General features: G+C 69.8%; 20 protein-coding genes and 4 pseudogenes. 13 read left to right on the top strand and 11 right to left on the bottom strand.

What is annotated here, in order from left to right; genetic code table 11:
* Positions 1 to 256 precede the first annotated feature (256 nt).
* Positions 257 to 556, top strand: coding sequence for a hypothetical protein (locus tag QQY66_RS01030; protein WP_301977111.1), 300 nt, complete (start codon positions 257 to 259; stop codon positions 554 to 556).
* A 628-nt stretch (positions 557 to 1,184) separates the two neighbouring features.
* On the top strand, positions 1,185 to 2,474 hold the full coding sequence (locus QQY66_RS01025; RefSeq protein WP_301987754.1) for a hypothetical protein: 1,290 nt from the start codon (positions 1,185 to 1,187) through the stop codon (positions 2,472 to 2,474).
* A gap of 78 nt (positions 2,475 to 2,552) precedes the next feature.
* Here QQY66_RS01025 and QQY66_RS01020 read toward each other — a convergent pair.
* Positions 2,553 to 2,741 (bottom strand): annotated as a pseudogene (locus QQY66_RS01020) (phosphatase PAP2 family protein); the annotation flags it as partial.
* Positions 2,742 to 3,091: 350 nt separating this feature from the next.
* Positions 3,092 to 3,973 (bottom strand): prolipoprotein diacylglyceryl transferase, encoded by an 882-nt coding sequence (gene lgt / locus QQY66_RS01015; RefSeq protein WP_301977110.1) that lies wholly within the window; start codon positions 3,971 to 3,973, stop codon positions 3,092 to 3,094.
* Between the two features lie 146 nt (positions 3,974 to 4,119).
* Between lgt and QQY66_RS01010 the strand changes: the two genes are divergently transcribed.
* Together QQY66_RS01010 and QQY66_RS01005 are read left to right on the top strand one after the other, a co-directional pair.
* Complete coding sequence (locus QQY66_RS01010; RefSeq protein WP_301977109.1) at positions 4,120 to 4,626, top strand: MarR family winged helix-turn-helix transcriptional regulator; 507 nt, start codon at positions 4,120 to 4,122, stop codon at positions 4,624 to 4,626.
* Positions 4,627 to 4,724: 98 nt separating this feature from the next.
* The gene (locus QQY66_RS01005; protein ID WP_301977108.1) at positions 4,725 to 4,943 is read left to right on the top strand and encodes a hypothetical protein; all 219 of its coding nucleotides are present in this window, start codon (positions 4,725 to 4,727) and stop codon (positions 4,941 to 4,943) included.
* Positions 4,944 to 5,122: 179 nt separating this feature from the next.
* Here the strand turns inward: QQY66_RS01005 and QQY66_RS01000 are convergent, their stop codons facing one another.
* Both QQY66_RS01000 and QQY66_RS00995 read right to left on the bottom strand, forming a co-directional pair.
* On the bottom strand, positions 5,123 to 5,815 hold the full coding sequence (locus QQY66_RS01000; protein ID WP_301977107.1) for a hypothetical protein: 693 nt from the start codon (positions 5,813 to 5,815) through the stop codon (positions 5,123 to 5,125).
* Between the two features lie 710 nt (positions 5,816 to 6,525).
* Positions 6,526 to 7,260 (bottom strand): hypothetical protein, encoded by a 735-nt coding sequence (locus QQY66_RS00995; protein WP_301977106.1) that lies wholly within the window; start codon positions 7,258 to 7,260, stop codon positions 6,526 to 6,528.
* A 422-nt stretch (positions 7,261 to 7,682) separates the two neighbouring features.
* Here QQY66_RS00995 and QQY66_RS00990 point away from each other — a divergent pair.
* From QQY66_RS00990 to QQY66_RS00975, 4 genes and pseudogenes are all read left to right on the top strand, one after another.
* A pseudogene (locus QQY66_RS00990) lies at positions 7,683 to 8,206 on the top strand (glycoside hydrolase domain-containing protein); the annotation flags it as partial.
* Between the two features lie 216 nt (positions 8,207 to 8,422).
* On the top strand, positions 8,423 to 8,752 hold the full coding sequence (locus tag QQY66_RS00985; protein ID WP_301977105.1) for a penicillin-binding transpeptidase domain-containing protein: 330 nt from the start codon (positions 8,423 to 8,425) through the stop codon (positions 8,750 to 8,752).
* 123 nt (positions 8,753 to 8,875) lie between these two features.
* A pseudogene (locus QQY66_RS00980) lies at positions 8,876 to 9,317 on the top strand (SLC13 family permease); the annotation flags it as partial.
* 378 nt (positions 9,318 to 9,695) lie between these two features.
* Positions 9,696 to 10,103 carry a metalloregulator ArsR/SmtB family transcription factor gene (locus tag QQY66_RS00975; protein WP_301977104.1) on the top strand — a complete coding sequence of 136 codons (408 nt, stop codon included), beginning with the start codon at positions 9,696 to 9,698 and terminating at the stop codon, positions 10,101 to 10,103.
* Positions 10,104 to 10,109: 6 nt separating this feature from the next.
* Here the strand turns inward: QQY66_RS00975 and QQY66_RS00970 are convergent, their stop codons facing one another.
* Both QQY66_RS00970 and QQY66_RS00965 read right to left on the bottom strand, forming a co-directional pair.
* Positions 10,110 to 11,498, bottom strand: a complete 1,389-nt coding sequence (locus QQY66_RS00970; protein WP_301977103.1) for a nitrate/sulfonate/bicarbonate ABC transporter ATP-binding protein — start codon at positions 11,496 to 11,498, stop codon at positions 10,110 to 10,112.
* 35 nt (positions 11,499 to 11,533) lie between these two features.
* Positions 11,534 to 13,216, bottom strand: a complete 1,683-nt coding sequence (locus QQY66_RS00965; RefSeq protein ID WP_301977102.1) for an ABC transporter permease subunit — start codon at positions 13,214 to 13,216, stop codon at positions 11,534 to 11,536.
* A gap of 475 nt (positions 13,217 to 13,691) precedes the next feature.
* Here QQY66_RS00965 and QQY66_RS00960 point away from each other — a divergent pair, with 475 nt between their 5' ends.
* From QQY66_RS00960 to QQY66_RS00945, 4 genes and pseudogenes are all read left to right on the top strand, one after another.
* Entirely contained in the window at positions 13,692 to 14,030 is a 339-nt protein-coding gene (locus QQY66_RS00960; RefSeq protein ID WP_301977100.1) for a hypothetical protein, read from the top strand.
* Positions 14,031 to 14,136: 106 nt separating this feature from the next.
* Positions 14,137 to 14,520 (top strand): annotated as a pseudogene (locus QQY66_RS00955) (transporter); the annotation flags it as partial.
* Between the two features lie 237 nt (positions 14,521 to 14,757).
* Positions 14,758 to 15,906 (top strand): serine hydrolase, encoded by a 1,149-nt coding sequence (locus QQY66_RS00950; protein ID WP_301977099.1) that lies wholly within the window; start codon positions 14,758 to 14,760, stop codon positions 15,904 to 15,906.
* Positions 15,907 to 16,281: 375 nt separating this feature from the next.
* Entirely contained in the window at positions 16,282 to 17,151 is an 870-nt protein-coding gene (locus tag QQY66_RS00945; protein ID WP_301977098.1) for an alpha/beta hydrolase, read from the top strand.
* A 76-nt stretch (positions 17,152 to 17,227) separates the two neighbouring features.
* Here QQY66_RS00945 and QQY66_RS00940 read toward each other — a convergent pair whose 3' ends face one another.
* The 3 genes from QQY66_RS00940 to QQY66_RS50175 all read right to left on the bottom strand — a co-directional run bounded on the left by QQY66_RS00940 (position 17,228) and on the right by QQY66_RS50175 (position 19,085).
* The gene (locus QQY66_RS00940; protein WP_301987093.1) at positions 17,228 to 18,322 is read right to left on the bottom strand and encodes an IS110 family transposase; all 1,095 of its coding nucleotides are present in this window, start codon (positions 18,320 to 18,322) and stop codon (positions 17,228 to 17,230) included.
* Positions 18,323 to 18,490: 168 nt separating this feature from the next.
* On the bottom strand, positions 18,491 to 18,865 hold the full coding sequence (locus QQY66_RS00935; protein WP_301987091.1) for a transposase: 375 nt from the start codon (positions 18,863 to 18,865) through the stop codon (positions 18,491 to 18,493).
* A gap of 100 nt (positions 18,866 to 18,965) precedes the next feature.
* Positions 18,966 to 19,085, bottom strand: a complete 120-nt coding sequence (locus QQY66_RS50175; RefSeq protein ID WP_367666955.1) for a transposase — start codon at positions 19,083 to 19,085, stop codon at positions 18,966 to 18,968.
* Positions 19,086 to 19,233: 148 nt separating this feature from the next.
* Here QQY66_RS50175 and QQY66_RS00930 point away from each other — a divergent pair, with 148 nt between their 5' ends.
* Entirely contained in the window at positions 19,234 to 19,572 is a 339-nt protein-coding gene (locus QQY66_RS00930; RefSeq protein WP_367666954.1) for a hypothetical protein, read from the top strand.
* A 99-nt stretch (positions 19,573 to 19,671) separates the two neighbouring features.
* Here QQY66_RS00930 and QQY66_RS00925 read toward each other — a convergent pair whose 3' ends face one another.
* Positions 19,672 to 21,804, bottom strand: a complete 2,133-nt coding sequence (locus QQY66_RS00925; protein ID WP_301987089.1) for an alpha-galactosidase — start codon at positions 21,802 to 21,804, stop codon at positions 19,672 to 19,674.
* A 100-nt stretch (positions 21,805 to 21,904) separates the two neighbouring features.
* Entirely contained in the window at positions 21,905 to 24,526 is a 2,622-nt protein-coding gene (locus QQY66_RS00920) for a CBM35 domain-containing protein (RefSeq protein WP_301977097.1), read from the bottom strand.
* Between the last annotated feature and the right edge of the window lie 133 nt (positions 24,527 to 24,659).

Genomic DNA, 24,659 nt, shown 5'->3' with positions numbered 1-24,659 from the left:
GACAACGGTCGCTGAACGCACGCAGGTTATTGCGGAATGGTCATCACTTCTTCACTTCCTTGACGTGAAAGCAGTAAGGATCAGGTGGGAACCGAAGTGGGAAGTGGAGATTCGGCTCTTCCGAGGGCTCCTGCATTCCGGCTGGGTCCGTCCTGTTGTTCCGCTGCCGCCCTCCAGGCGAATCCGGTGCCCGTTGGCGGCGTTGGCGGCGTTGGCGGCGTTGGCGGTGCTGGCGTCGGGCCGCCGTGATGGGACGGTGACCGGACTGGGGCTGGGCAGCTTCACCCCGGCCAACAACGCCATGGTCATGGGGGCGATCCCCGCAAGCTCGTCCGGAACCGGCGGCGGCCTGGTCAACATGGCCCGCGGGCTGGGCACCGGGCTGGGCGTGGCGCTGGTGACCTTCGCCCTGCACGTCGGAGGCCGGGCGAGCGGAGGGCGAGAGGCCGCGCTCACCTTGCTGGCCGTCGCGCTGCCGGCCCTCGGCGCGGCCTGTGCCGGTCCCGCCGGGACCCGATCGGGACCTGGGCCGGATGAGGGCCGTGATGAGGCGTGACCCCGCCCTGGCCGTCGTGCCCCGCTGGAGGCGCGACGTGTGGCTGACTGCCGACGTGTGGCTGACTGCCGTCGATCTGGTGGTCACTCTGGGGGTACTGGCCGGCGGACTTGGTCACCCATCACCACTGGCTGGGCGCGCTGGCAGGGGTCTGGCTGGTCCTCACCCTGCGTCAGGGCCTGCTCGTCGTGCGAGCCCGCGATGTGCGCTGCTCGGTGTGAGGCGAGCGGGGAGGACGCGGCGGCTACGCCAACGTCCGCCCCAGATAGCGTCATGCACTGCCACACAACAGTCGCCCACGTCGAGCGCACAGCCACCGCGGAGACCGCATGCCATCCGTCGTACCGCCATCAAGCAGGAGTTTCGTCTTCGTGCCGAATGCCGCACTGCACAACACCCCGAATGCGATACATGGAGCCACAGTGACGACCGACCCCCGGCCGCCGGCTGCCGGCGCCCTGCGTGTGCGTCCGGCATGTCCGCGTTGAGCCGGGCGACGGAGACGGGCTCGCAAGGCCCCGCGGAGGGACTGGCAGCTCGGCTCGCGCCTGCCTCGGCCGGACGAGCACGTGCGCCACAAGAGGCGGCCGACTCGCCCGTCGATCCGTCGTCCCCACGGTTGCCGAACGTGATCGCCCGGCCCGCGGTGGCCGTCAGCCTGTCAGTGACGGGTGTCGTGCTTCTCGCGCTGGTGGGCGCCGGCGCCCCGAACAACCACACGCTCGACGCACGGCTCGGACCGGCCTGGCTGGGCACCATGCCCGGCATCGACTCCACCGTGCTCACCTACGCGGCCCTTGCGCTGTCGTCTCTCGGGCTGGCAGGCATGCTCGCGGCCCGCAGCCGTGGCTGGCGCCCCAGCCCTCGCCGCCTGCTCGCCGTCGGCGCCGCCGCGGTCATGGTCGTCACCAACCTCACTCCCGTCGGATCCTCCGATGCGGCCAGCTATGCCGCCTACGGCCGGATCGCCGCCCTCGGGGGCGATCCGTATGTGATGTCGCCCGCCCAACTCGGCGGCCTCTACGCCCACTTGGTCGGTTCCGCGTGGAAACACACGCCCTCCGTCTACGGTCCCGTCGCCACCTGGCTGCAAGAAGCCGCGGCGCTCGTGGGCGGCGCAAGGGCCGGAACGACGATATGGCTCCTGATGATGGCCAACGGAGCGATGTTCCTGGCCACCGGGTACCTGCTGATGCGCATCGCCGACGACCCCGTCCGGGCGGGCCTGATGTGGGTGGCCAATCCCCTGCTCATCGCGCTGCTCGTCACGGGCGGCCATCTGGACACCTTTGTCGCCGCCTTGGCCGTCTGCGCCGCCGCCGTCCAGTGCGCGACCCTTCGGTCCGGACGGCCGCATCACGATGTCCTTGTCGGTGTCCTCGCCGCTCTTGCCTGTGGCGTGAAGATCAGTGCAGTCCTGGTCGGTGCGGCCCTCGTGTGGGTTCTGATACGGCGGGGCCGCTGGTGGGCGGCTGCGCGGCTTGCTGCGTCCGGCGTGCTGACGCTGCTGGTGCTGTACAGCCCGTACGGGCCGCATGCGATATCGCCCCTGTCGGCGGCCTCCCACATGGTCTCTACGCCCTCACTGTGGGAGGTACTCCAGCCCTTTGAGGCGGCTGCGCTCGGCCATCGGCCGGCGGCTGCCGTCACGGCGGTCATGTGGCCGGCCATGATGCTCGGGCTCGCCTGGTGGCTGCATCGCCGCGTCCCGGCAGACGTATCCCCCAGCTACACGATGCCGTTCGCGCTCACCTTCGCCTGGGTCCTCGTGGCACCCTGGTCCATGCCCTGGTACGCCGCCATCGCCTGGGCGATGGCGGCCCAGTTCCTGCGCGGCCCGCTGCTGCGCTGGCTGGTGCTGACCACGACCGCGCTGGCCATGGCCCATTTCGGCGGAGGCCATGGCTGGAGGTGGTGACCCATCCGGGGCACCTCCGGACCAGATGATGTGCACGGACGGCATTGCGGCGTACTGGTTGGACAGTGACGCAACGTCCCCGGACGCCCAGGAGCCCCAGGTGTGGTGGGTGACCACGGTGTCGATGAAGCCCTGCCCGCTCAGAAAGCGGGGCGGGGCGGTGGCGCAGAACGCGAAGCCGGCCAGGGCCAGCAGGGTGGTCGTGTACGGGGCGGTGCGCACGGTGCGGTAGCGGTCGGGGTGGCGGACGTACAGCCAGACCAGCACGGCTGCGGTGACGATGAAGTGCAGGGTGGCCTAGTAGTAGTTCATCCCCACGATCAGCCAGCTCACCTTGTCGGCCGCGTGGTTGACCGTGAGCTCGACGTTCAGGTGCAGATCGGGTTCGGTGTCCAGGATCAGGTGGGCGCGGTGAGGGCGGCGGTGCGGTGGGCGGACACGGCGTTGCGGGTGAGGGTGTCGGCCCAGTGGAGCAGCGCGGTGAAGGCCAGCTCCACCCATGGCCGGGGCCGCGTGAGCGGACGCAGACGGGAGGGCAGCAGCGGGCCGATGCGCCATCCTGTGTACGGCCGCCCGGCCGTGACCCGCGACGTCTCCGCCGTCCGGGAGGGCCGTCACTACCGCTTCCCGCCGGACGCCTGGGCCGGCTCCGGCACTGTTTCCTCGCCGTCGGTACCCGGGTAGGGCGCGTCGTCGTCCGGGCGCGGACGGCGGGTGGCGATCAGGTACACCAGCGCGCCGGTGAACAGGACCAGGCTGACGTAGTCGTTCAGCCGCAGGCCCAGGAAGTGGTTGGCGTGGTCGATGCGCAGCGCCTCGATCCAGGCCCGCCCGGCGGTGTAGGCGAGCACGTAGCAGGCGAACAGGCGCCCGCGTCGAAGCCGCGTATGCCAGCGGCGGTCGAGGCAGAGCAGGAGCGCCATCACGCCGAGGTTCCACAGCGACTCGTACAGGAAGGTGGGGTGGTACAGGGCAATGTCCGGGCTGTCGGCGGGGCGGTGGGCCGGGTCGATGTACAGCGCCCACGGCAGGTCGGTGGGGCGGCCGTACAACTCCTGGTTGAAGTAGTTGCCCCAGCGGCCGATCGCCTGTGCCAGCACCAGGCCGGGCGCGACGGCGTCGGCGAAGTCGGCGAGCTTGATGCCGCGGCGGCGGCAGCCCAGCCAGGCACCCACCGCGCCGAGCGCCACGGCTCCGGGGATGCCGAGGCCGCCGTCCCAGATGTACAGGGCGCGGATGGGCTGCTTGCCGGCGGTGAAGTACAGCTCCGGGTCGGTGATCACGTGGTAGAGACGGCCGCCCAGGATGCCGAAGGGCACCGCCCAGATCGCGATGTCGGCGATGTCCTCGCGCCGACCGCCTCGTGCCTCCCAGCGGCGGCCGGTCAGCCACACGGCGGTGAAGATGCCGGCCAGGATGCACAGCGCGTACGCGCGGATGGGCACCGGCCCGAGATGCCACACACCCTGGGAGGGGCTGGGCAGGTACGCCAGGTTCATGAGCTCGACCGTTCTGCATGCGCGAGGCCCGGCCCGCGGGCCGGGGAAGACTCGCCCGACAGTACATCGGACACCGAAGTATTCGGTCGTCGGGAGCTTGTCTTCAGCGGGCAGGCGCACTCGGGCAGTCCGGTTAGTCTTGCCGCGTGTCCGCGCAGCCTCGCTCCGAAGTTCCCGCGTCCCGGCCCGCTGCTGAGGCGTCGGGCGCCCGGCAGCTCACCGAGGCCGTCACCCGGCTGCGCCGCGCGCTGCGCGCCTCGATCCGCACCGACTACCCCTGGGAGACCCTCCCCATGGCGCAGGTCGAGCTGCTGCAGGCGCTCGGCGAGCACTCACCGGCCCGGATCAGTGACCTCGCCGCCCGTCAGCGCCTGGCCCCCAGCACCGTCAGCGGCTTGATCGGCCAGATGATCACCGCGGGACTGGTCGTCCGCGAGGTCGACCCCGCCGACCGCCGCGCCTCCGTCGTCACCCTCGCCGAGGCCGGACGCGAACAGCTCGCCGCCTGGACCGCGGCCCATGAACGCCGTATGGATGCCGCACTCGGCGCCCTCGACGAGGGGGCACGCGTGGCCATCGCGGGCGCACTGCCCGCCCTCTTCCAGCTCGCCGAGGAACTGGGCGAGCCGGGCGACGACTCGGCGGCGGGCTGACCCACGGAATCTCACGCCGCCGTTCCGGGCCGCTGCCCGGCGGTCTCGTCCGCAACAGCGGGAGCGAGTGACGCCGCCGCTTGGGGGGGGGTGTGCTCGTGACTGCCTGGCAGATTCTCAAACGCCTGTTGCAGAGCGGCCGGGGCCTGCTCCTCACACTGGTCGTCCTCGACGCACTCGTGGCGTGGGCGGCCGTCGCCTGGCTCATGGCCACCTACCGGGTGGCGGCGGGGGCACCCGCAGTTCTGCTGAACGTCCTGCCGATCACCCACTGGAGCCATCCGGAGTGGAACGCGCGGCGATGCAGGAGGCGGTGAGAAGTCACCCACCGAACACCGTGATTCAGATCTGATCGTCCGTCCCGCCTTCCGCTGGGGCCTGCTGCTGGTGGCCCCAGGGACAACTCCGCGCCCTGCCCAGCAGGCGGACGCCCCCGCCCGAACCGGACGACGACGCCGAGTCCGAGAGCGGCTCCAGCGCCGTCGCTCACCTACGCTCACCTACCGGCGGCCGCTCGTCGCCGTGGCGCGTGGGCCGCGGGCAGACGGTAGGAGCGCGCCACGGCGACGACACACAGCAGGGGCAGCGCCAGCGTGAGTGCCGCTGTGCCGACGAATCGGCCGAGCCGGAAGGGGCCGACGGCACGTGGTGTGATCACGCCCTTGGGGTCGAACAGCACGGTGAGGTGCTCGCCCGCCGAGGTCGTCGTGCCACAGCCCCGGCGTATCCGGACGGAGACGGGAGCCCCGTCCTCCCAGGCGTAGGTGCAGCGGACACCGGAACCGCGGCCGGACGCAGTCTGCTCGGTCTGGACCGCGGTGACGATCACGTCCTGTCGGTGGCCGCGCTCGGTCAGCGCGATCTCCGCCGTCACCCGGGGCAGGAGCACGGACAGCGCCAGACCCGTCAGGACGATGGCGCCCACCAGCACACGACCCGCCCGCACGATGAGCAGATACAACGCGAGCGCCAGGGTGCAGATGGCTCCGGCCTCACCCGCGCTCAGCGCGGCCGGCCCAGCCAGTACGCAGTACACGCTGGAGCCGACGACGAGCACCGTGCCGACGAACGCTACGAACAGGCCCTCGGCTACGGACCAAGTGGATGGGCTGCTGGAGTACCCTGGCGATCTTCCCGGGCCCCGCAGGAAGGAACGGCGGCGTCTGGCGCGTCGTCGCCGACCTGTCATGACCGCCTTCCTCCTCCCGACGTGATGCCCTCGCGGATGGCCGGCGTGTCGTGCGGCGACCTACCCGTGCATATTCTCACCGCACATTTCCCGGCCAACAGGCCCGCCCCGGGCGATGAACGAAGGCTGAGGACTTCCGCATCCCGGCAACGCGTGGCGGCAGGGCCGTCACCGCACCAGGACGATCATGGCCGGACCGGCGCTCCGGATGCCCAGAGCCGGAGGAACTGAGTCCGGAGAGCCCTGTGCTGGGGCGCAGCCTCATCGGACTCAACCGGGCGGCCGCTTCGCAGCCGTCCGGGCAGCAGCCGGAGCGCGACCGGCTCCAGCCCGCACAGCGTCACGGGCTCACCTGGCCGCAGCCGCCCCAGCGTGAGGGCACCACAGCCACTGCCACTGTCGGTGTCCGGGGGCTACGACCGGCTTCAGTTACAGCGACAGCACGCCGGATGTGACCTACCGATACGACGACGCGGGCCGCCGCACCAGCATCACCGGCCGGAGACCGAATCGACGGCAGCCAGGGTGGTGAACTTCCTTGCTCGCCCGGGAGCAGGGGAGGAGGCGGCGGTTTCCGCCAGTTGCCGGGTGCGTGCGGCCGGCGTTGCGCGCCATGGAGCACCCCAGTGAGGCGCGACCGCGCTCGGGGCGTGCCGCGGCGGCCCGGCGGCGTTGTCCGTCGGCGGCGCTCACTCGCCGGTGTCGGGTGATCAGGCAGGGTTCGCCGTATCGGTCTTCCCCTTCAGGTTCGCCACGATCTGTTCCGTCAGTTTCTTCGCGCTCGCGGCGCCGTTGTCGCCGCCGTCCGTGGACAGCACGCTGACGACGGCCGTGCCCACGTGCGTGGCGATCAGCGTGGTGCCGCTCTCCCAGGCGCTGTCGGTGAGCGTGATGGTGTAGGCGTCGTCCCCGAGCCCGGCCGTGGACGTGCCGGTTACCGTCACCTTGGTGTGGGTGTCGGAGTCGGTGTAGCTCGGGCACGCGGCCACGACCTTCGCCAGGGCCTTCATCACGTCTGCCGAGGTCGTACCGCGGTAGACGTCGATCTCCTGGTCGAGTTCGGCGGACGTGTTCTTGTCGATGTAGGAGCTCTGCGCGAACGACACCCCCTCAATACCGGTGAGGTCGATCCAGGCCGTGGCACCGAGGGCGGCGCAGTTCGGCTTGGCGGCGCTCTTGGTGGACGGCTTTTGGTAGGTGCCCCCGGTGTCCCGGGTGAGGCTGGGGTCGGCGGCGAACCCGGACGCGAAGTACGACGCGGGCGCCAGGGCCTTCTTCAGCTGCGTACCCGTCAGCAGTCCGGTGTTGGGGTCCTTGACCTTGGCGGGCTCGGCCGCTGCGGTCGGGCCGTCGGCGGAGTGGGAAGAGCCGGAGGAGCATGCGGCCAGAGCCAGCGGGAGTGCCGCGGCGGCAAGCACCTTGAGGGCGCGGGACGGCAGACGCATCGGAGTCCTTGAGAGAAGAGAGAAGTCGCACAGTGCGCCGCACGGGATCCGGGGCTTCGCATGTGTGGGAAGGCCGGGTACGTCCGGGAGCCGTGCAGGCGGGCCTGGTGATCAGCGGGCCCGGGCGCAGTTTAGAGAACCGCTGGCCACGGACCGGTGTCCGGTTGCTCAAGGCTCGGTCAAAGGATCCGCCGCCTCCTGAAGATTTGCTGTGTCTTGGGTGAGCCTTGTGATGATCGAGAAGCGAGGATTCCCGACCGCGGGAAAGCGGCCGGTCATGGTGCGATCCGCCCCCGGCGCCGTGCGCGTATCGCCGTGCGCCGTTTCAGGGGGCTCGCAACGCGTTTCATCCCGCGGACGTACGTCGCTCGGCGCCGTACGCCGTCGCGCATGAACGCAGGAACACATCAACTGGGGTGGGGATGGCCGGGCATCGGCAGTCGAAGAAGCGCAGGTACATCACGTGGGCGGTGTCGGGAGCGGCCGTCGTCGCAGGTGCCGGTATCGCGGCAGACCTCGATGGCGGCCACGACCTGGCCCGCCCAGAGCACGTACACGGGCCACGCGTTCGACACCTGCGCCGTGCCCCTCCCTGGCCGCGATGAGGGCGTGGCACACGGGCTTCTACGGCGCCGCCGCGGTCTACGTCGGCGGCAGGAACCGCGGCTGCTCCCAGCCCAACCTGACCGCGTCCTGGGTGAGATCGGTCAGCGCGGTCGGCTGCATCCCGATCTACGTCGGCGCCCAGCCGCCCTGCCAGCAGAGCTCCAACCCGGAGAAGCTCACCGCCTCCACCGCCGCCGCCCTCGGAGCGAAGGACGCCACCGACGCGGTGGCCAAGGCATCGGCACTCGGCATGAGCGCCGGCAGCCCGATCTGCCTCGACATGGAGCCCTACGACATCACCAACACGGCGTGCAACAACGCCGTCCTGGCCTACGCACGGACTCGGTGACGACCAACAGCCAGACCTTCCACAACGACCCGGGCGTGAGGGCCAACCCGACCTCCACGATCGCGCAGGCGTTCACCGTGTCGTGCAACACCTCCTTCATCAAGGACGGATTCCACCACAGACCCGAGCATTCCACCGGACGTCCAGGGCGGCGACCAGGCGGCCCAGTTCACCGGTCCGGGAAAGGCGGCAGCCACGCCGATGTTCATGGCGTCCGTGGCGGCGACCGTGCGAAACGCCGGGTTCAAGCAGCCGATCATCCTGCCGGGACAGCACCAGGACACCGTCCCGCGCCAGATCTCCAGTCGTACGGCCGGCTACCTGCAGTCGATGATGCGCAGCGTGGCCACCATCGGCACCGCGGCGCCACGCCTCGGCGGTCTTACGGGCGTGAGCGCCAAGACGGGCACCGCGGAGGAAGGGGACCACACCAACGGTTGGCTTACCGCGTACAACTCCCGCATCGCCGTCGCAGCGCTGGGCGAGGGCGGCAGCTCCGGCGGGACTCCGCCGGATACGTCGTCCGGCAGCTGCTGACCGGGAGCTGTTTCACCGTCAGCGACGACAGTCGTGGTGAGGCACCGCCCGTTCGTGCGCCCTGTCAGGTGACGAACCGTACGTGGGAAGGAAGCAGGCCCTGAACACCTAGCTCCGGAGGTCGTGTCCGCCGCTCTGCCGCTGCTGGTGCTGGCCTGCGCGGTCATACGTCCTTGGGGCTGGCCGGAAGCGGCGGTCGCGGTCCCGGCCGCCGCCTTGGTGATCGCCACCGGGGCGGTCCCGCTGAAGAGTGCGCTGACCGAGGCGGCGCGGCTGGGGCCGGTGATCGGGTTCTTGGCGGCGGTGCTGGTGCTGGCCCAACTGTGCCACGACGAGGGCCTGTTCCACGCCTGCGGGGCCTGGATGGCCCGGGGCGAGGTGGGGCGGCCGCGCCGGTTGCTGGTGCAGGTGTTCGTGGCCGCCTCGGTGATCACGGCGGTGGTGAGCCTGGACGCCACGGTGGTGTTGCTCGTTCCGGTGGTGTTCGTCACTGCCGCCCGGCCCGGCGCCCGGGACGAACCTTCTGGCTTTTACGGCCAGCGGGCTGAGCTTCACCCGATTCGCGTGCGCATGGTGACGAAGAAGGTGTTGTCGTGGCGCTCCAGCTTGGGGCGCTGGTGGGCGTGGAGGGCGTCCTCGACGGCTGGGGGCACCTCCCATGCCCGTTCAGGGCTATGGGGGAGGGTGCGGCGAAGGCACGGGCAACGGTCTGGAGTTGGTCTGCGGTGGGTTCGTGCAGGCCGATCCAGACGAAGCTGCCGGGGGTGGTGCGGGCGGCGTCCATGGCCTGGTCGAGCGGGAGGAGGCCCGGTCGGCGGCGTCCGACTCGTACAGGGCGCAGTCGACGACGGAGGACGGGTGTGGCGGAGTGGTGCGATCCGTCATGTCGGCTCTTTCATGACGGGCACGTGTTGCCGGATGAACTGCCGGTTACCATATTTGCGTGGATGTGCAAACTCAGTCGTGGGATGCGGACGCCGCTGACCGGGCCGTGGCGGTGCTCAAGGCGGTGGCTGACCCCTCCCGATACCGGCTGCTGTGGGCGCTCAGCCGGGAGGAGCTGCCGGTGAGCAGGCTCGCCGAGTTGCTGGGCGCGCATGTCGCGGCGACCTCGCAGCATCTGGCGAAGCTGCGGGCGGCCGGGCTGGTGACCTCCCGGCGTGACGGGACGCGCATCTATTACCGGGCCGCCGGGCGCGTGCGGGGGCTGCTGGAGGAGGCTTCGCTGGTTGCGGGTGGGATCGGTGAGACGGGGACGAGGTCGGGGGACGCACCGCAGGAAGCCGCGGAACTCGCCCAGGAGCAGGCGGTCGGTCCGGCGCGCGCCCGGCGGTTGGCGACCGAGCAGTAAGGGGCCTCAGCGGGACGCGGGACTGCTGTCCTCGTCGAGGTGGTACTCCTGGGGGCCGGCGTCGTAGGAGAACAGCTCGGCGTAGCGGCCCCAGTCGGTGGCGGTCTCCAACTGCTGGTCGACCTGTTCGCTGGTGTAGTGGTGGGCGAGCAGGTCGCGGAAGAGACCGGCCCCTTGGGTGCGGTCGGCCTGCTGGCGCAGGCTGTTGGTGATCAGTTTGATCAGCGGTACGTCCAGGGCCGCGGTGGCGAAGAGGGTCTTGGACTCCTGCACGTCGGCCCCGGCGAAGGCGGTGCCGGTGTCGGTGAGCAGCAGGTCGTTCTCGCTGACCTTGGCCAGGCCGAGGAGTTCGAGGGCGTCGACCAGGGGCAGTACGTCGTCGACGTCCAGCCCGAGATCGTCAGAGAGGTCCACCAGGTTGCAGCGGCCACCGCGGTTGGCGACCATCTCCGCCAGGCCGGAGAGGCTGTCGACGCTGGCGGTGGGCAGCGGGGTGTTGGCCACGGTGCGCTTGTCCAGCTGCACCGCCTCCACGCGTCCGGGCAGTCGGGTGGTGTCCTTGGGGCGGCCGGTCATGATGCCGTAGACGCGGTCGATGAGCTCCGCGAAGGGGGCCGAATCGCGGTCGCGCGGACGGTCCAGGCCGACGTCGATGGTCTCGCGGATGGTGCCGTAGGGGCGGGAGCCGAGGACGACGATGCGGTCGGCCATGAGTACGGCCTCTTCGATGTTGTGGGTGACCAGGACGACGGCGCGGGTGGGGAACTGGCCGGACTCCCACAGCTCCATCAGCTCGCCGCGCAGGTTCTCGGCGGTGAGGACGTCGAGGGCGGAAAAGGGCTCGTCCATCATCAGCACGTCCGGCTCGACCACCAACGCCCGCGCGAAGCCGACGCGCTGGCGCATGCCGCCGGACAGCTCCTTCGGGTACGCCGATTCGAAGCCGTCCAGGCCGATCAGGTCGATGGCCTGCACGGCGGCCTCGGCGCGCTGGTCGGCGGGCACGCCGCGCGCCTCCAGGCCGAGTTCGACGTTCTGCTGCACGGTCAGCCAGGGCAGCAGCGCGAAGGTCTGGAACACCATTGCGGTGCCGGGGTTGGCGCCGTTGAGCGTGGTGCCGCGGTAGGCGATGGTGCCGGAGCTGGCCGGGATGAGCCCGGCCAGGCAGCGCAGGAGCGTGGACTTGCCCGAGCCCGACTTGCCCAGCAGGGCGACGATCTCCCCGGCCCGGACCTCAAGGTCGATGCCTGCCAGGACGGGCAGTTCACCGTCGGCGCCGGCGTAGGACTTGGTGACACCGGTGGCCTCGAGCAGGACCTCGCCGTCGGTGGCGCGCGGCAGCCCGGCGGGGGCGGGGACGGTGGTCTTCTTGCGGAGGAGGGAGGACAGCGCCATGGCAGGCTCCAAGTGGTGAAGCAGAAGCGGGAAGTTCACAGGGCGTAGCGGTTCTCGGCGAGCCGGTACAGGCGGCGCCAGAAGAGCCGGTTGAGGCCGACGACGTACAGGCTCATCACGGCTATCCCGGCGAGCAGGTGCGGATAGTCGCCGCGCTCGGTGGCGTGCGCGATGTAGGCGCCGAGGCCCGTGGCGGTGAGGGTGGTGCCGCCGAAGGTGACGACCTCGGAGACGATCGAGGCGTTCCAGGCGCCGCCGGAGGCAGTGATGCCGCCGGTGACGTACGAGGGGAAGATGCCGGGCAGGATCAGGCGCCGCCACCGCTGCCAGCCGGTGACACCCAGGTCGGCCATGGCCTCCCGCAGGTCAGTGGGAATGGCCATGGCGCCGGCGATGGTGTTGAAGAGGATGTACCACTGGGCGCCCAGCGCCATCAGCAGGATGCCGCCGATGTCGATGGACAGGCCGGTCTTCAGGAAGAACCAGGTGGCCAGCGGGAAGAGGAAGTTGGCCGGGAAGCTGGCCAGGACCTGCACCACCGGCTGGGCGATCCGGGTCAGCCGGGGCGAGAAGCCGATCTTCACGCCGATCGGCACCCAGACCACGGTGGCGACGATCACCAGGGCCACGACCCGGCCCAGGGTGGCCAGCCCCAGCAGCAGCGGTTCGCCGAACACGCCAAGTCCGGTGCGGTCGTTGAGGTAACCCGCGAGGTCGAGCAGGCCCCAAAGGATCAGCCCGCCCGCGACGAGGGCGAAGACGAGGTCACCGGTCCGCTGCCGCGCGCGGTCCACCACGAGTGGACGGTCGTCAGTACCGAAGACCCGGGCTGCCTCGCTCAGCCTTCGGCCCACCGGCCGCACCACGCGGCCGAGCAACTGCGGCCAGTGGGAACGGCGCAGGAAGTTCAGCACCACCGACCGCTGCACTTCGCTGGCCTCGGCCTGCTCGTTCTTGAATTTCTCCGCCCACGCGGTCAGCGGCCGCCAGAACAGGAAGTTCACGCCGATCACCATCACGGTCATGGTCAGGATGGCCCAGCCGACCTTGCCCAGGTCACCGTCGGCGATCGCCGCGCCGGCGTAGGAGCCCACGCCGGGCAGCGTGTAGTTCTGGTTGTTGACGCTGATCGCCTCGGAGACGACCAGGAAGAACCAGCCGCCTCCGAAGCTCATCATGCCGTTCCAGACCAGGCCGATCATCCCGGCGGGGACCTCGACCTTCCAGAACCGCATCCAGCGGGTGAAGCCGAACGACCGAGACAGCTCGTCCAGTTCGCGCGGCAGGGAGGTGAGCGAGTAGTAGAAGCCGAACGTCATGTTCCACGCCTGGGACGTGAAGATCGCGAAGATCGACGCCGCCTCCAGGGCGAGCATCGAGCCGGGGAACATCGCGACCAGCCCGGCGATGGCCACGGTCAGGAAGGCGAGGACCGGCACCGACTGCAGGATGTCCAGCGCCGGGATGAGGATCCGTTCAAGGCGCCGACTCTTGGCGGCGGCGTAGGAGTAGACGAAGGTGAACACGACCGAGAGCGCGAGGGCGGCGAACATGCGCAGCAGCGAGCGCACCGCGTCGTATGGCAGCCGCGCCGGGTCGGTGTCGACGTGGGCGACCTGGCTGGGGGAGAAGCTGACCGTGGTGCTCTGGCCGACGCGCAGCGTCAGATACAGCAGCACCAGGACCGCGGCGGCGACGACCACGTCCACCCAGGTCATCCGTGCCAGGCGGCCTGCCACCCGGGATGGCAGCGAGACCCGCGAGGCGGCAGAACTTGTCGTCCGGAACGACATCACATGAACCTCCGACTGCACGGCCGGCCCGTCAGGAGCAGTGCCCGGCGTGTGCACGTGAGCAGGCAGGGGAAGGGCGATCGAGCAGGCGAGCACGCACGACCGCGACGCACCCGCTCCGTACGGAGAAGGCCGCAGGGAAACGGGTGGTTCAGAGGCTGCCGGTGAGGCAGCGTGTACTGGGAGGGTCCGCGCCCATGGCTGCCTCCGCTCTGTGATGAGGTTCCGGCCCTGCGCGCAGGGTGCGGCGCAGGCTGACCGCAGCAGTGTCTTCTTTGTTGCACCGATATGCAAATACTTGCGATGGCGTCTCACTGGGCGGCCGCCGGGGTCCTGACCAGGCCGGACGCTCCGGGCGACCCACCCGGGGTGCTGCAGGGCAGGGAGGTGTGAATGAGGTATGAAGCCGGTCACCCTCTGGATCGCAGTGCTGGCCTCCGCGGTAATGGCCGCTCCCGGCGCGGTCTGGGCTGCGGGCCTGGGCGCCGCCCGGCAACAGGGCCGGCGCCGGTGGCTGCGGCTGGGCGGCTGGGCGTGCCTGGTCCTGCATCTGGCGGTCCTCGCCTGGCGCACATGCCCCGCATGGCCGATACCGGCGGCCAGGTTGCAGCACTGGCTCTACTGGCCCTGCCCGGCGCCGTGCCGGCCGCCTCGCTCGATACGGCAGCCCGCCTTCCGATCGCAACCGGAGGCGGCCCTCCCGAAGCGCCGCGTCGCACGGCAGCGCAGCAACACCTAGGCTCGTGGACGCCGTTCCGTGGCCCTCACCGACCTCGCCGGGCGAGGTGTCATCCGCCCGGAACCACCGGCGGACCAGCTTCGGTATTTCCTCTGGAGGTTCGGTCATGTCCGAATGGCGAGCACGCGCAGCCCGCGCCGGCAAGTGGGCCCTGAGCCCGACCGGCCACGCGAGCCACGACGAGACGGCCCCGGCACTCGAGCACTCGATGGACCCACGAGCGGAGCCGGAACCTCCGTGCGTGTCGCTGGAGCGCAGCGTGTTGGACGCGGCCGCCTACCGCGAGGGACACCGCATCGACACGCCCGCGTCGCTGGCCGAGACCTACCAGCAGCTCCCCGGGGAGCCGGGCACGATGGCCTGGATCGGGCTGTATCGGCCGACCCCGGAGCAACTGTGGCAGGCCGCGGAGCAGTTCGGACTGCACGAGCTGGCCGTGGAGGACGCCATCGTCGCTCACCAGCGCCCCGAACTGGAACGCTACGGCGACAGAGCGTGATCTTGCTGGTCGGCGCCGGCTGGGGGAAGAAGCCTCAGCGTCCCTACGGAAGTTAACCCCCAGCACCACCCTGAGGACAACGCATCGGAGCGTCAGGGGGAGAGCCGGATGGGCCGATCCTTCATCGCTGGTGAGATGGTCGTCGACCTCCGGCTCCGGGGGCGAAACACCGCGGGCCACAGCCTGAGCGCTGAACACGCAGGCAACCCGCACAGGACGGGGATCATCATGCATGTGCCAGGAAGGCGTCGGCGGAACCTGCTTGTCCTGAGCAGCCTGCGCGCGGTTCTCTTCGCCACGTCGACCGGGACGGCGGCGGCGAGGCCGCCGCAGGCCGATCCGCTCCAGCAGCAGGTGGATGCGGTCCACGACACCGGGGCCGTCGGTGTGTCCGCCGAGGCGACGTCACCGGACACACGTGACAGTGCGCGCGCCGGGACGGCCGAGAGGGGCACCAGGAGGGAGATGCCTCGGAATGGAAGATTCCGGATAGGCGGCGCCACCAAGAGCTTCACCGCCACGGTCGTGCTGCAACTCGTCGGCGAGGGGCGAATTTCCCTGGAGGACACCGTCGAACAGTGGCTGCCGGGAGTGGTCCAGGGCAACGGCAACGACGGCAGGCAGATCACCGTGCGGCAGCTGCTGCAGCACACCAGCGGCATCCGTGACGACGGGCTGGAGATACCCGCGTTGAAAAGCGCGGACGGCTATCAAGCCGAGCGGTTCCGCACCTACACCCCCGAGGAGTTGGTGGGGCTGGCGATGCAGCACCCTCCCATACCCTCCCTGAGCGCCGACTGGTCGTACTCCAACACCAACTACATTCTCGCCGCGATGATCACCCACAAGGTCACCGGCCGGAGTTGGGCACAGGAGGTGAACGACCGGATCATCCGCCCGCTGTGGCTGAGGGACACCAGTATGCCCGGCACCTTCCCGTTCATCCTGGGTCCGCGCGCCCAGGGCTACGCGTTCGGCACCGGCACCGGCGATGGCATCGACGTCACGGTGCTCAATTCGAGTATGGCCGTCGGCTCCGGATCGGTCATCAGTACCGCGCTCGACCTGAACCGGTTCTACGCCGCGCTGCTCGGCGGCCGTCTGCTGGCTCCGGCGCAACTCGACGAGATGACGACCACCGTGCCCGCGCCCGAGCTGGGCGTGAGGTATGGACTCGGTCTGGCCGAGATCCCGTTGTCGTGTGGCGGCAGCTACTTCGGTCACCGGGGCGAACTGCTCGGCTATCTGACCTGGGGTGGCGCCACCCGAGACGGGACCCGGACCGCCGTGGTGTACGTCACCAGTGACGGCGGCCAAGACACCCAGCAGGCCATGATCACACTTGTGGACCAGGAACTGTGCCGGACCCGCTCCTAGGGAGTGTCTCTCCGATCTCTGGCCGTGGGACGCCCCCTTCAGGCCTGGCGCCGGGCTTGCTGAAAGCGGTGACAAGAGGGTCTGTCCGTCGAGGTCGTGGGCCGGGCGAAGTACACAAGTGGAAGGGCTCATACGGGTAGTGCGGATGATCTTCCGCTGGGTAGGGTGATTCGTCGGACCAAACAACTGTCCGCACGCTGCCCTGAAGGCCCTGCGCTTGACCGCCTGTGCTTACCACGCCCCAAGACGTCGCTGCGGCGGGGACGGTGCGCCGCAGGACGAAGGCCTGTTCCTCGACCGCGAGGTAACTCGTGGCGACGGGGCTGGCGACGCGCGTGCCGCCGACGCCGCAGAGGCCAGAGAGTGAGTAGAAAGATGCAACCGACGTTCGTACTGGTTCACGGAGCCTTCGCGAACTCCTTCTCCTCAGCACCGCTCCAGGCCGAACTCGGCCTCCTGGGACACCGTTCGGTCGCCGTCGACCTGCCCGGCCACGGCTTCGGGGCGACCTTCACCCGCGCCTATCAGGCGCCGCAGGATCTGGACGGGCTCGCCACCGCGCCCGGTTCGATCAAGGGTGTCACGCTCGCCGACAACGCTGCGCACCTGATCGGGATCCTGGAACGGGCCAAGCGGAATGGCCCTGTGATCCTTGTCGCCCATAGCCGAGGCGGCGCCACGGCCACGGCCGCGGCCAACGCGCGGCCGGACCTGATCGACCGCATCGTCTATGTCGCGGCCTGGTGCCCGGTCGCTCTCGACGTCGGCGACTACTACGCCGAGCCGGAGATGGCCACGGTCGACGCCGCTTCCCTGGTTTCGGCGATGGCGGGGAACCCAGCCGAACTCGGCCTGCTCCGCGTCAACTTCCGCACTGCGGATCCGGACGTCCTTGCGGCGCTCAAGGCGGCCTTCCTCGCCGACGGCACCGACGAGGAGTTCCTGACCTTCCTGAACACATTCCAGCCTGATGAGAACCTGGACGTCGGCACCTCCACCGACCGGGCGCAGGCCGCGACCTGGGGCCGCGTCCCGAAGACCTTCGTCCGCCTGGCCAACGACGCGAGCATGCCGCTCGCCATGCAGGACCGGCTGATCCGCGAGGGCAACGAGCTGACGCCGGACAACCCGTACGACGTCCGCACTCTCGAGGGCAGCCACCTGAAGTGGCTGGTCGACCCGGCTCCGGCGGCCCGAGTCCTGGATGAACTTGCCACGCTCTTGGCCCCGTCTGTCCGGTCATGATCGGAGCCAGATGAGGAGTGCGGCGGCGGTGATGGTGCCCATGTTGACGTGTCCGCGCTTGATGCCCCTATGGATGTCAAGCAGCTGATCTTGGCTTGTCCGTGCTTGATCGGAGTGTGACGATCGCCTGATAGATCTCGCGTGCGACGTAGCGTTTGAGGCAGCGAATAGCTTCCCGGCGTGTCTTGCCTTCACAGACTCGGCGTTCGACGTAGGCGCGGGTGCGAGTGTCCCAGCGCATCCGGGCCAGGACGATCGTGTAGAGGGCGGAGTTGGCCTGGCGGTCACCGCCGCGGTTGAGTCTGCGGCGCTGGGTCTTGCCGGAGGATGCTTCGACGGGGCTTGCGCCGCAGAGAGCGGCGAAGGACGCCTCGCTGCCCATTCGCTGTGGGGTGTCCCCGGCCGCTGTCAGCAGCGCGGCAGCGGTGTCGGGGCCGACGCCGTAGACATCAAGGAGCCTGGGCGCGCAGGCGCCGATCGCCGCCGTGATCCGCTTGGTGAGGTCGCTGATTTCGTCGGTGAGATGCAGGATGCGCCTGGCCAGGAGACGGAGTGTGTGTCGGGCGGCTGCCTCGGGGCTGGATCCCTCGCCGTGGCTCAGTTCGCTGCAACAGCGGATGAGCTTGGGGTTGCTCAGGCCGGCCAGGGACTCACGAAGGGCGGGGTCTGCGGCGACCAGGATGGCTTTGAGCTGGTTGATGGCCTGCGAACGGGACTTGACCGCGGAGGTCTTGGCCATTTTGAACAACCGGATTGTCTCCACCGGGCCGTTGGCGGTCTTGGCGGCAGCGGTGGCCCGACCGGAGAGGACGGCGTGAGCCGCTGCTGCCGCGTCGATCGCGTCGGTCTTGCCGCGTCGGCGCCGTACGGCTTTGTCCGGCTGGTTGACTTCGGTGACCGTAAGGCCCTCGCTGAGCAGGTAGCGGGTCAGTGCGGCTCCGTAGGAGCCGGTGCACTCCACACCGGCCCGCTGTAAGTGTCCGAAGGAGCGGGCCCAGGACAGGAGCTGGCGGTATCCCTCCCTCGTGGTGGGGAAGGTACGGCTGGCCACCGCTGCTCCGGTACTGGTGACTACAGCGGCTGCGTGTACGTCTTTGTGTGTGTCCACCCCGAGCACCACCTCCTCGCTCAGGTCAGTGATGTGGTGACGTGGATGGGTGTGCTGGGCCATGCTGGTCACGGTCGACTGTCTCCTGACGCCTCGGGAACACCGGCCGACGCCGGGCCGAGTGCGGCGGTCAGGACTGTGACGGTGCCTGTCGCGAAGGCCCCTATCGGGACACGCCCCCCGGTCCGGCGGCAGCTTGCGCCGCCTCAGACAGCGGTCGGCAGATCAAACTCAAGGCACCAAGGCCAGTCGTATCGCGGGCCAGACCACCGCCCGAGGCGGCACCCACACATCCTCACAGTCATACCGCGTGGCGACAGCTCTGAACTGCTTGAGCTTGTTGATCGCCCGCTCGACGGTGTTGCGTTTCTTGTAGCGGTCCTTGTCGAGGCCGGGAGGCCGTCCGCCGCGCGAGCCCCTGCGCAGGCGGCGGACAGCCTGATCCCGCTTCTCCGGGATCACGTGCCGGATACCACGCCTTCGCAGGTAGGAGCGATCCTGACGGTTGCTGTACGCCTTGTCCGCGCCGACCGACCGAGAGCTTCGCCTGTCGCACCGCCTCCTCCAGGAACGGACGCAGGCGCAAGCGCGCGCGTGTGAACTGATCTTTTTGCGGCCTCCTTTTCAGCAACGGACAGTGCCGGTGGCGAAGCCTTCGGAGCTCCGGCGGCATGATGGTGGGCACGCGCCGAGGTGGAGTCGACGTTTATGTTCCAGTCGACCACAACATGTGCCGCTTATGAACGGTCTGCCAAGGGCCGAAGCGCCCGGGCAGCTCGCGCCACTGGCAGCCAGTACTGAGCCGATGGACGATCCCGTTGATCACCTGCCGGTGGTTCCGCCACCGGCCACACCGGTTGTTACTCGTCGGCAGCAGAAGGGTGTCGTCGCCGGGGCCCACCAGCGCGACGAGGTCGTCGCGAGCATCGCCGGCCTCGTCGGCCGGCCCGCGAGGAGGGCGTCCCGGTCGTCTGGTGCAGGACTTCGACGACGGGCTGGAGAAGGAGAGCGAAGCCTGGGAGTACGTCAGCGAGTTGTCCCGCCGGGAGTCGGAGCCGCTGGTGCACAAGTCCTACGGCGCTGCGGAAACGGACGCCTGCATACGCTCCACGATCCACGGCGCCTTCGTGCGCCGTTACGACGTGACACTCGTCGCCGACGCCCACACCGCCCCGGACAACAGCGCGTGGGGCGCGCCGCCGCCGGAGCAGGTCATCGCGCACACCAACCTCTACTGGCGCCACCAGTCGGCGCCCGGCCGCAAGGCAGGGGTGACGGCGACGCAGGACGTCCGGTTCGACGACGCTTCCTGAACCGCGCCCGCCCGCGGCGGGCCTTTTTCGTCCGGCCCGGCCGTGTGGGCGGGCCGGACCGGACTCGATCGCTGACACGGTCGAGGTGACACGCCGTCGTCAGGCCGGCTCACGGACGAGGTGGACGAGTGCACTGGCGTAGTCGTCCGCGGCGAGGCCGAGAGGCAGACCGTGGCTGAGCAGGACGGCGCCGTGGTGCACGGTGCCGGTGTCCGTGTCGCGGTAGCGGGCCGCGGGGTCGAGTGCGCGCAGCGGCAGGGCCGGGTCGTGGTGTCCGTAGCGCCGTGACCGTCGCAGGGCGATCACCGCGGCTTCCCGGCCGTCGGGGGAGAGGTACTGCACCGCGCTGAGCTCCCCGTCCCCGGAGGGTCGCAGCCGGTGCTGCTCGCCGAGCTGGACGAGGTGCCGTACGCGCTTGTACACCGTGACGAGTTCGGCCGTGCGGGCCAGTTCCGCCTCGCTCCACCGGTTCAGGTCGCCGCCGATGCCCATGACACCGTTCATGGCGACGTGGAAACGGAAGTCGAGGGGCACGCTGCGCCCGGTGTAGGGGTTGGGGCTGTCGGTGACCCAGGCGCCCATGACTTGGGCCGGGTAGAGCTGGGAGAAGCCGTGCTGGATCCCGATGCGGTCCAGCGCGTCGGTGTTGTCGGAGGTCCACACCTGGTCGGTGCGGGCGAGGATGCCGAGGTCCAGGCGGCCTCCGCCGCTGCTGCACGACTCGATGCGCAGCCCCGGGTGGTCGGCGCGCAGCCGGTCGAGCAGGGCGTAGAGGCCGCGCACGTGGTCGATCCACAGCCGGTCGGGGTCACCGTCCGCGTCGGGCCATCCGGCCTCGGAGAAGGGGCGGTTCATGTCCCACTTGAGGAAGTCGATGGCGTTCTTCGACAGCAGTTCGTCGAGCCGGCCGTGCAGCCAGGCGGCCACGTCGGGGCGGGCGAGGTTGAGCACCAGCTGGTTGCGGTGTTCGGTGCGGCGGCGGTGCGGGTGGTGCAGCACCCAGTCGGGGTGGTCGCGGTAGAGGTCGCTGTCGGGGTTGACCATCTCGGGTTCGACCCACAGCCCGAACCGCATACCGAGGTCGTGCACCCGGTCGATGAGGGGGGTGAGGCCGTCGGGGAAGCGGTCGGGGTTGGGGGTCCAGTCGCCGAGGCCGGCGGCGTCGTGGGTGCGCGCCCCGAACCAGCCGTCGTCCATCACGAACAGCTCGACCCCGAGCGTCGCGGCCTTCTCGGCCAGCGCGATCTGCCCGTTCACCTCGATGTCGAACTCGGTGGCCTCCCAGGAGTTGTAGAGCACCGGCCGCAGCTCTCCCGGGTGCGGCAGCACATGGTCCAGGACGTGCCGGTGCCACAGCCGGGACGCGGCTCCGAAGCCGCCCTCGGTGTACGCGCCCGCGCAGACCGGGGTGGCCAGCTCCTCGCCCGGCGGCAGTTCCCAGGTGACCGGGTCGTGGCCGAAGCCCGCGGACACGGTGACCCGTTCGGCGGGCATCCGCTGGGCGGTCAGCCGCCAGCTGCCGCTCCAGGCGAGCGCGCAGGACCAGACGGCGCCGTGGTCTTCGTCGGTTCCACCGTCGTCGATCATGGCCCAGGGGTTGGTCTGGTGTCCGGTGGTGCCGCGGCGGCTGGTGAGGAGGGTCTCGCCGTACGGCAGCGGTGTCCGGTTCAGCTGCGTCTCGGCGTTCCACTGCCCCCGCACCTGGCTCAGGCGGTACTCGCCGAGCCTGGGCAGCACCCAGGTGGCGGAGTCGGCGCGGACGATCGTGATCGCGCCGTCGGTCCCGGTGCCGGTGTGACGCAGGACGAGGTGGCGTTCGATGACATCGGTGTCGGTGCGCAGGCGGTAGTGGGCCTCGATGGTGAGCGGGTAGTGCCGGTCGGTGAACCGCAGCACCAGCTCCGTGCCGTCCTCGTGGTGGAGCACCTCCTGGCCGGCCGGCCGCGGTTCGAGGTCGCGCACGCCGTCGGGGAAGCGGACCTGGACGCCCGCGTGGGCGTAGCGCATGGCTCCGGCGGTGTCGAGGTCCAGGGTGCCGTCGGCGGGGTCCTCGAAGGAACGGCGGCCGGGCTCCGGGTAGCGCAGCAGGGAGACGGCCTGTTCGAGGGTGAGGCGGGGGCCCCAGTGCAGGCCGCGCAGTCGGTCTGCGTCGTCGAGGTGCAGCACGTAGCTGGAGCCGGGTCCGGACAGGACCCACAGCCGGTGCTCGGGGTCGTGGGCGATGTTCGGCATGGCGGCCTTTCGGGCTGTGGCGGTCGCGGCGAGAACGTGCGGCGGCACGCGGGGAGGAGGGCCGCCGCCTGGCTCGGCGGCGGCCCTGGGAGGGGAACGGTCAGCCGTTCACCCGGGCGACCTCGATGTAGTCGATGTCGGGTGCGTAGGAGGAGGAGTTGGAGATCTTCAGGGTGTTGGTTCCGGAGTTGAGGTTGACCGTGGTGCCCAGCGACCAGAAGTCGCTCCAGCCGTAGGTGTTGCGGAAGGTCGATGTGGCCGGGGTGCCACCGTTCACCGTCAGCTGGGCGGTGCGGGACTTGACGTTGGTGTTGTAACTGCCGGTGCCCGACCGGTCGTTGTTGGCGTAGTGGATCACCACCGCGTACCGGCCTGCCGCCGGGGCGCTGATGTTGCCGAAGGTCAGCGTGTTGGCGCTGCCGTTGCCGATGTAGCCGACGTTCTTGCCGCCGGAGCTCCACACGTCCGACTGGATCTTGGCCGCGCCGGCCAGGGTGCCGCTCTCGGCCTCGATCTTGGTGACGCCGGTGGTGTCACCCGAGCCGGCCACCTTCAGGTTCCGCAGGGTGACCGTGGCGCCGGTGTTCGGGCTGACCTTGATCCGGTTGATGCCGGCCACCAGGTAGAGGCGGTTGCTCGCGGTGGCCGCCGTGCCGCTGGAGTTGGCCAGGGTGGCGACGGTGGTGCCGTTCAGGGCCAGGGCGGCCGTCCCGCCCGTGGAGGCGTAGGCGGTCTTCACCGTGTAGTAGCCGTTGGTGGGCGCGTAGGCGTCGAACGTGGTGCTGTCGCCGGAGTCCAGGACGACGGCGCCGGTCCCGGCCTCGCCCACGTCCCCGTACGACCAGCCGGGGGTGCCGCTGGTGTCGGCGAACGTGGCCTCGTACAGCGTCTCCGGGTTGCTCTGCGCGGCCGTCAGATCGATCTTGTCGAGGGTCACGTCACCCACGCCGGTGCCCAGGGTGGCGTCGGACTTGGCGAGGGAGATGGTGTGGCTGCCCGCGCTCAGCGTCACCGGGACGGTGACCGTGGAGCGGTACTGGGAGTTCAGGGTGGACGGGTAGGTGACGAACTTCGGGCCGGCGCCGTCGATCCGCAGCGCCTGCTGGGCCGGGGTACCGGTCTGGTTGCCGTAGAAGATCCGCAGGTTGTACGTGCCGGAGGACGGAGCGCTCACCGCGAAGTCGACCTTGCTGGTCGCCGAGCTGAGGCCGGTGACGTCCTTGGCGCCGGAGGCCGCGTACTTCTGGGACTCGTTGTAGTTGGCGCCGTTGCCCTCGGTGGTGATCGTGCCGCTGGTGATGGTGCCGTTCTCGGCCTCGTACGAGGAGCTCTGCGGCACGCTGGGCGTGGCGGCGGTGCCGCCGCCGTTCGGGGTGACCGTGATGCGGTAGGCCGACATGCGGTTCAGGCCGGTCAGCGGAACGGTGATGGACCCGCTGGAGGGGGTGAAGGCGGCGCGGGAGATGGTCTGCGGCGGCGCGGACACACCGTCGTAGCCGGACCAGTCCAGGGCCTGCACGGTGACCTCGACCTTGCTGCCGAAGGTGGTGCTCGGGATGTTGTTGATCACCACGTCGGTGTCGGTGGCGGATCCGCCGAGGACCACCTGGGCCTGCTTGCGGCCGGTGTCCAGCGAGGCCATGCCCTGGAGGGTGTCCTGGACGCTGGGCTGCGGCGGGGTCGCCTTGACGGTCTGCCCGGTCATTCCGGCGTACCAGCGCCAGAACCACCACGTGCCGTTGGGGCTGTTGGTGAGGGCCGTGTTGCCGTCCATGTTGCCGGCCGCGTCCCAATAGGGCTGCTGGGCGTAGACCTTGGTGTCCTCGAACATCGTCGCCCACTGCACCATCTGGCCGGGCACGGACAGGTCGCGCCGGTTGGCGTACTCGTCGATGTTGACCGTGATCGGGCTGATGCCGCGGGCGCTCTCCAAGGAGCGGTACGTGGCGTAGTGACCGCGGTAGGAGGCGAGGGAGCCGGGGCCGAGCTCGTGCCAGGTGAACACGTCCGGCAGCTGGTTCTTGGACTTGGCGTAGGTCAGGAAGTCGCCGAAGAACTTGCTGTTCCAGGCGGCGGTGTTGGGCCCGCCTATCTTGGCGCCGGGGATGATGCTCCGGATCCGGTTATAGACGGTGCTCCAGTCGGAGTTGAACTTGTTCAGGGCGTTCTGGTAGACGGTGGCGTCGCCGCTCTTGATGCCGGTATACCAGATGCCGTCGGGCTCGTTGAAGGGGACGAAGACGACCTTGTCGGCGTACGAGGTCCCCTTGATCGCGTTGACCGCGCTGTCGACCTTGGTGAGGTAGTCGCTGAGGCCGAGGTTCTGGTACGGCCAGTCCGAGTACATGTCCTGGATGTTGGTGTACATCGTGCCGCCGCCGTTGCGGAAGAACGACGGGGCCACTTCCAGGATGTCTCCGTTGGGGTGCTGGGCACCGTTCGGGGGCTTCTGCGATCCGGTGGTGAGCTTCAGGGGCGCCAGCAGGTTGTCGCTGGGGACGCCGTCGTCGCTCTGTCCGTAGAGCGCGCCGTTCGAGCCGCGCAGGACGGTTCCGGTGGTCGTGCCGAGGTCGACGGTGAAGGTCTGGGTGGCGGCGGCTGCCGTCTGGGGCACGGCGAGGGCGGTGCCTACGAGGGCCGCGCAGGCCAGCAGTGCTCTGGTGAGGTGTGCTCTTTTTCGGCCGGGCGGCGCGGCGCCCGGGGTGCGGGTGTCGAGGGACATGGAAACCTGGCTTTCTCCTCCCGCGGCACTGCGGAAGGACGGATCGGGGGAACCGGGATGTTATCGCTCACATCCCCCGCGGACGGAGCGGTAGGGGTGTTGGGGGAAACAGGAGGGCCCCGGGGAGCAGGGG

This window comes from Streptomyces sp. DG2A-72 (assembly GCF_030499575.1).
Classification (GTDB): Bacteria; Actinomycetota; Actinomycetes; order Streptomycetales; family Streptomycetaceae; genus Streptomyces.
This window is presented reverse-complemented; position numbering and strand designations above follow the sequence as displayed.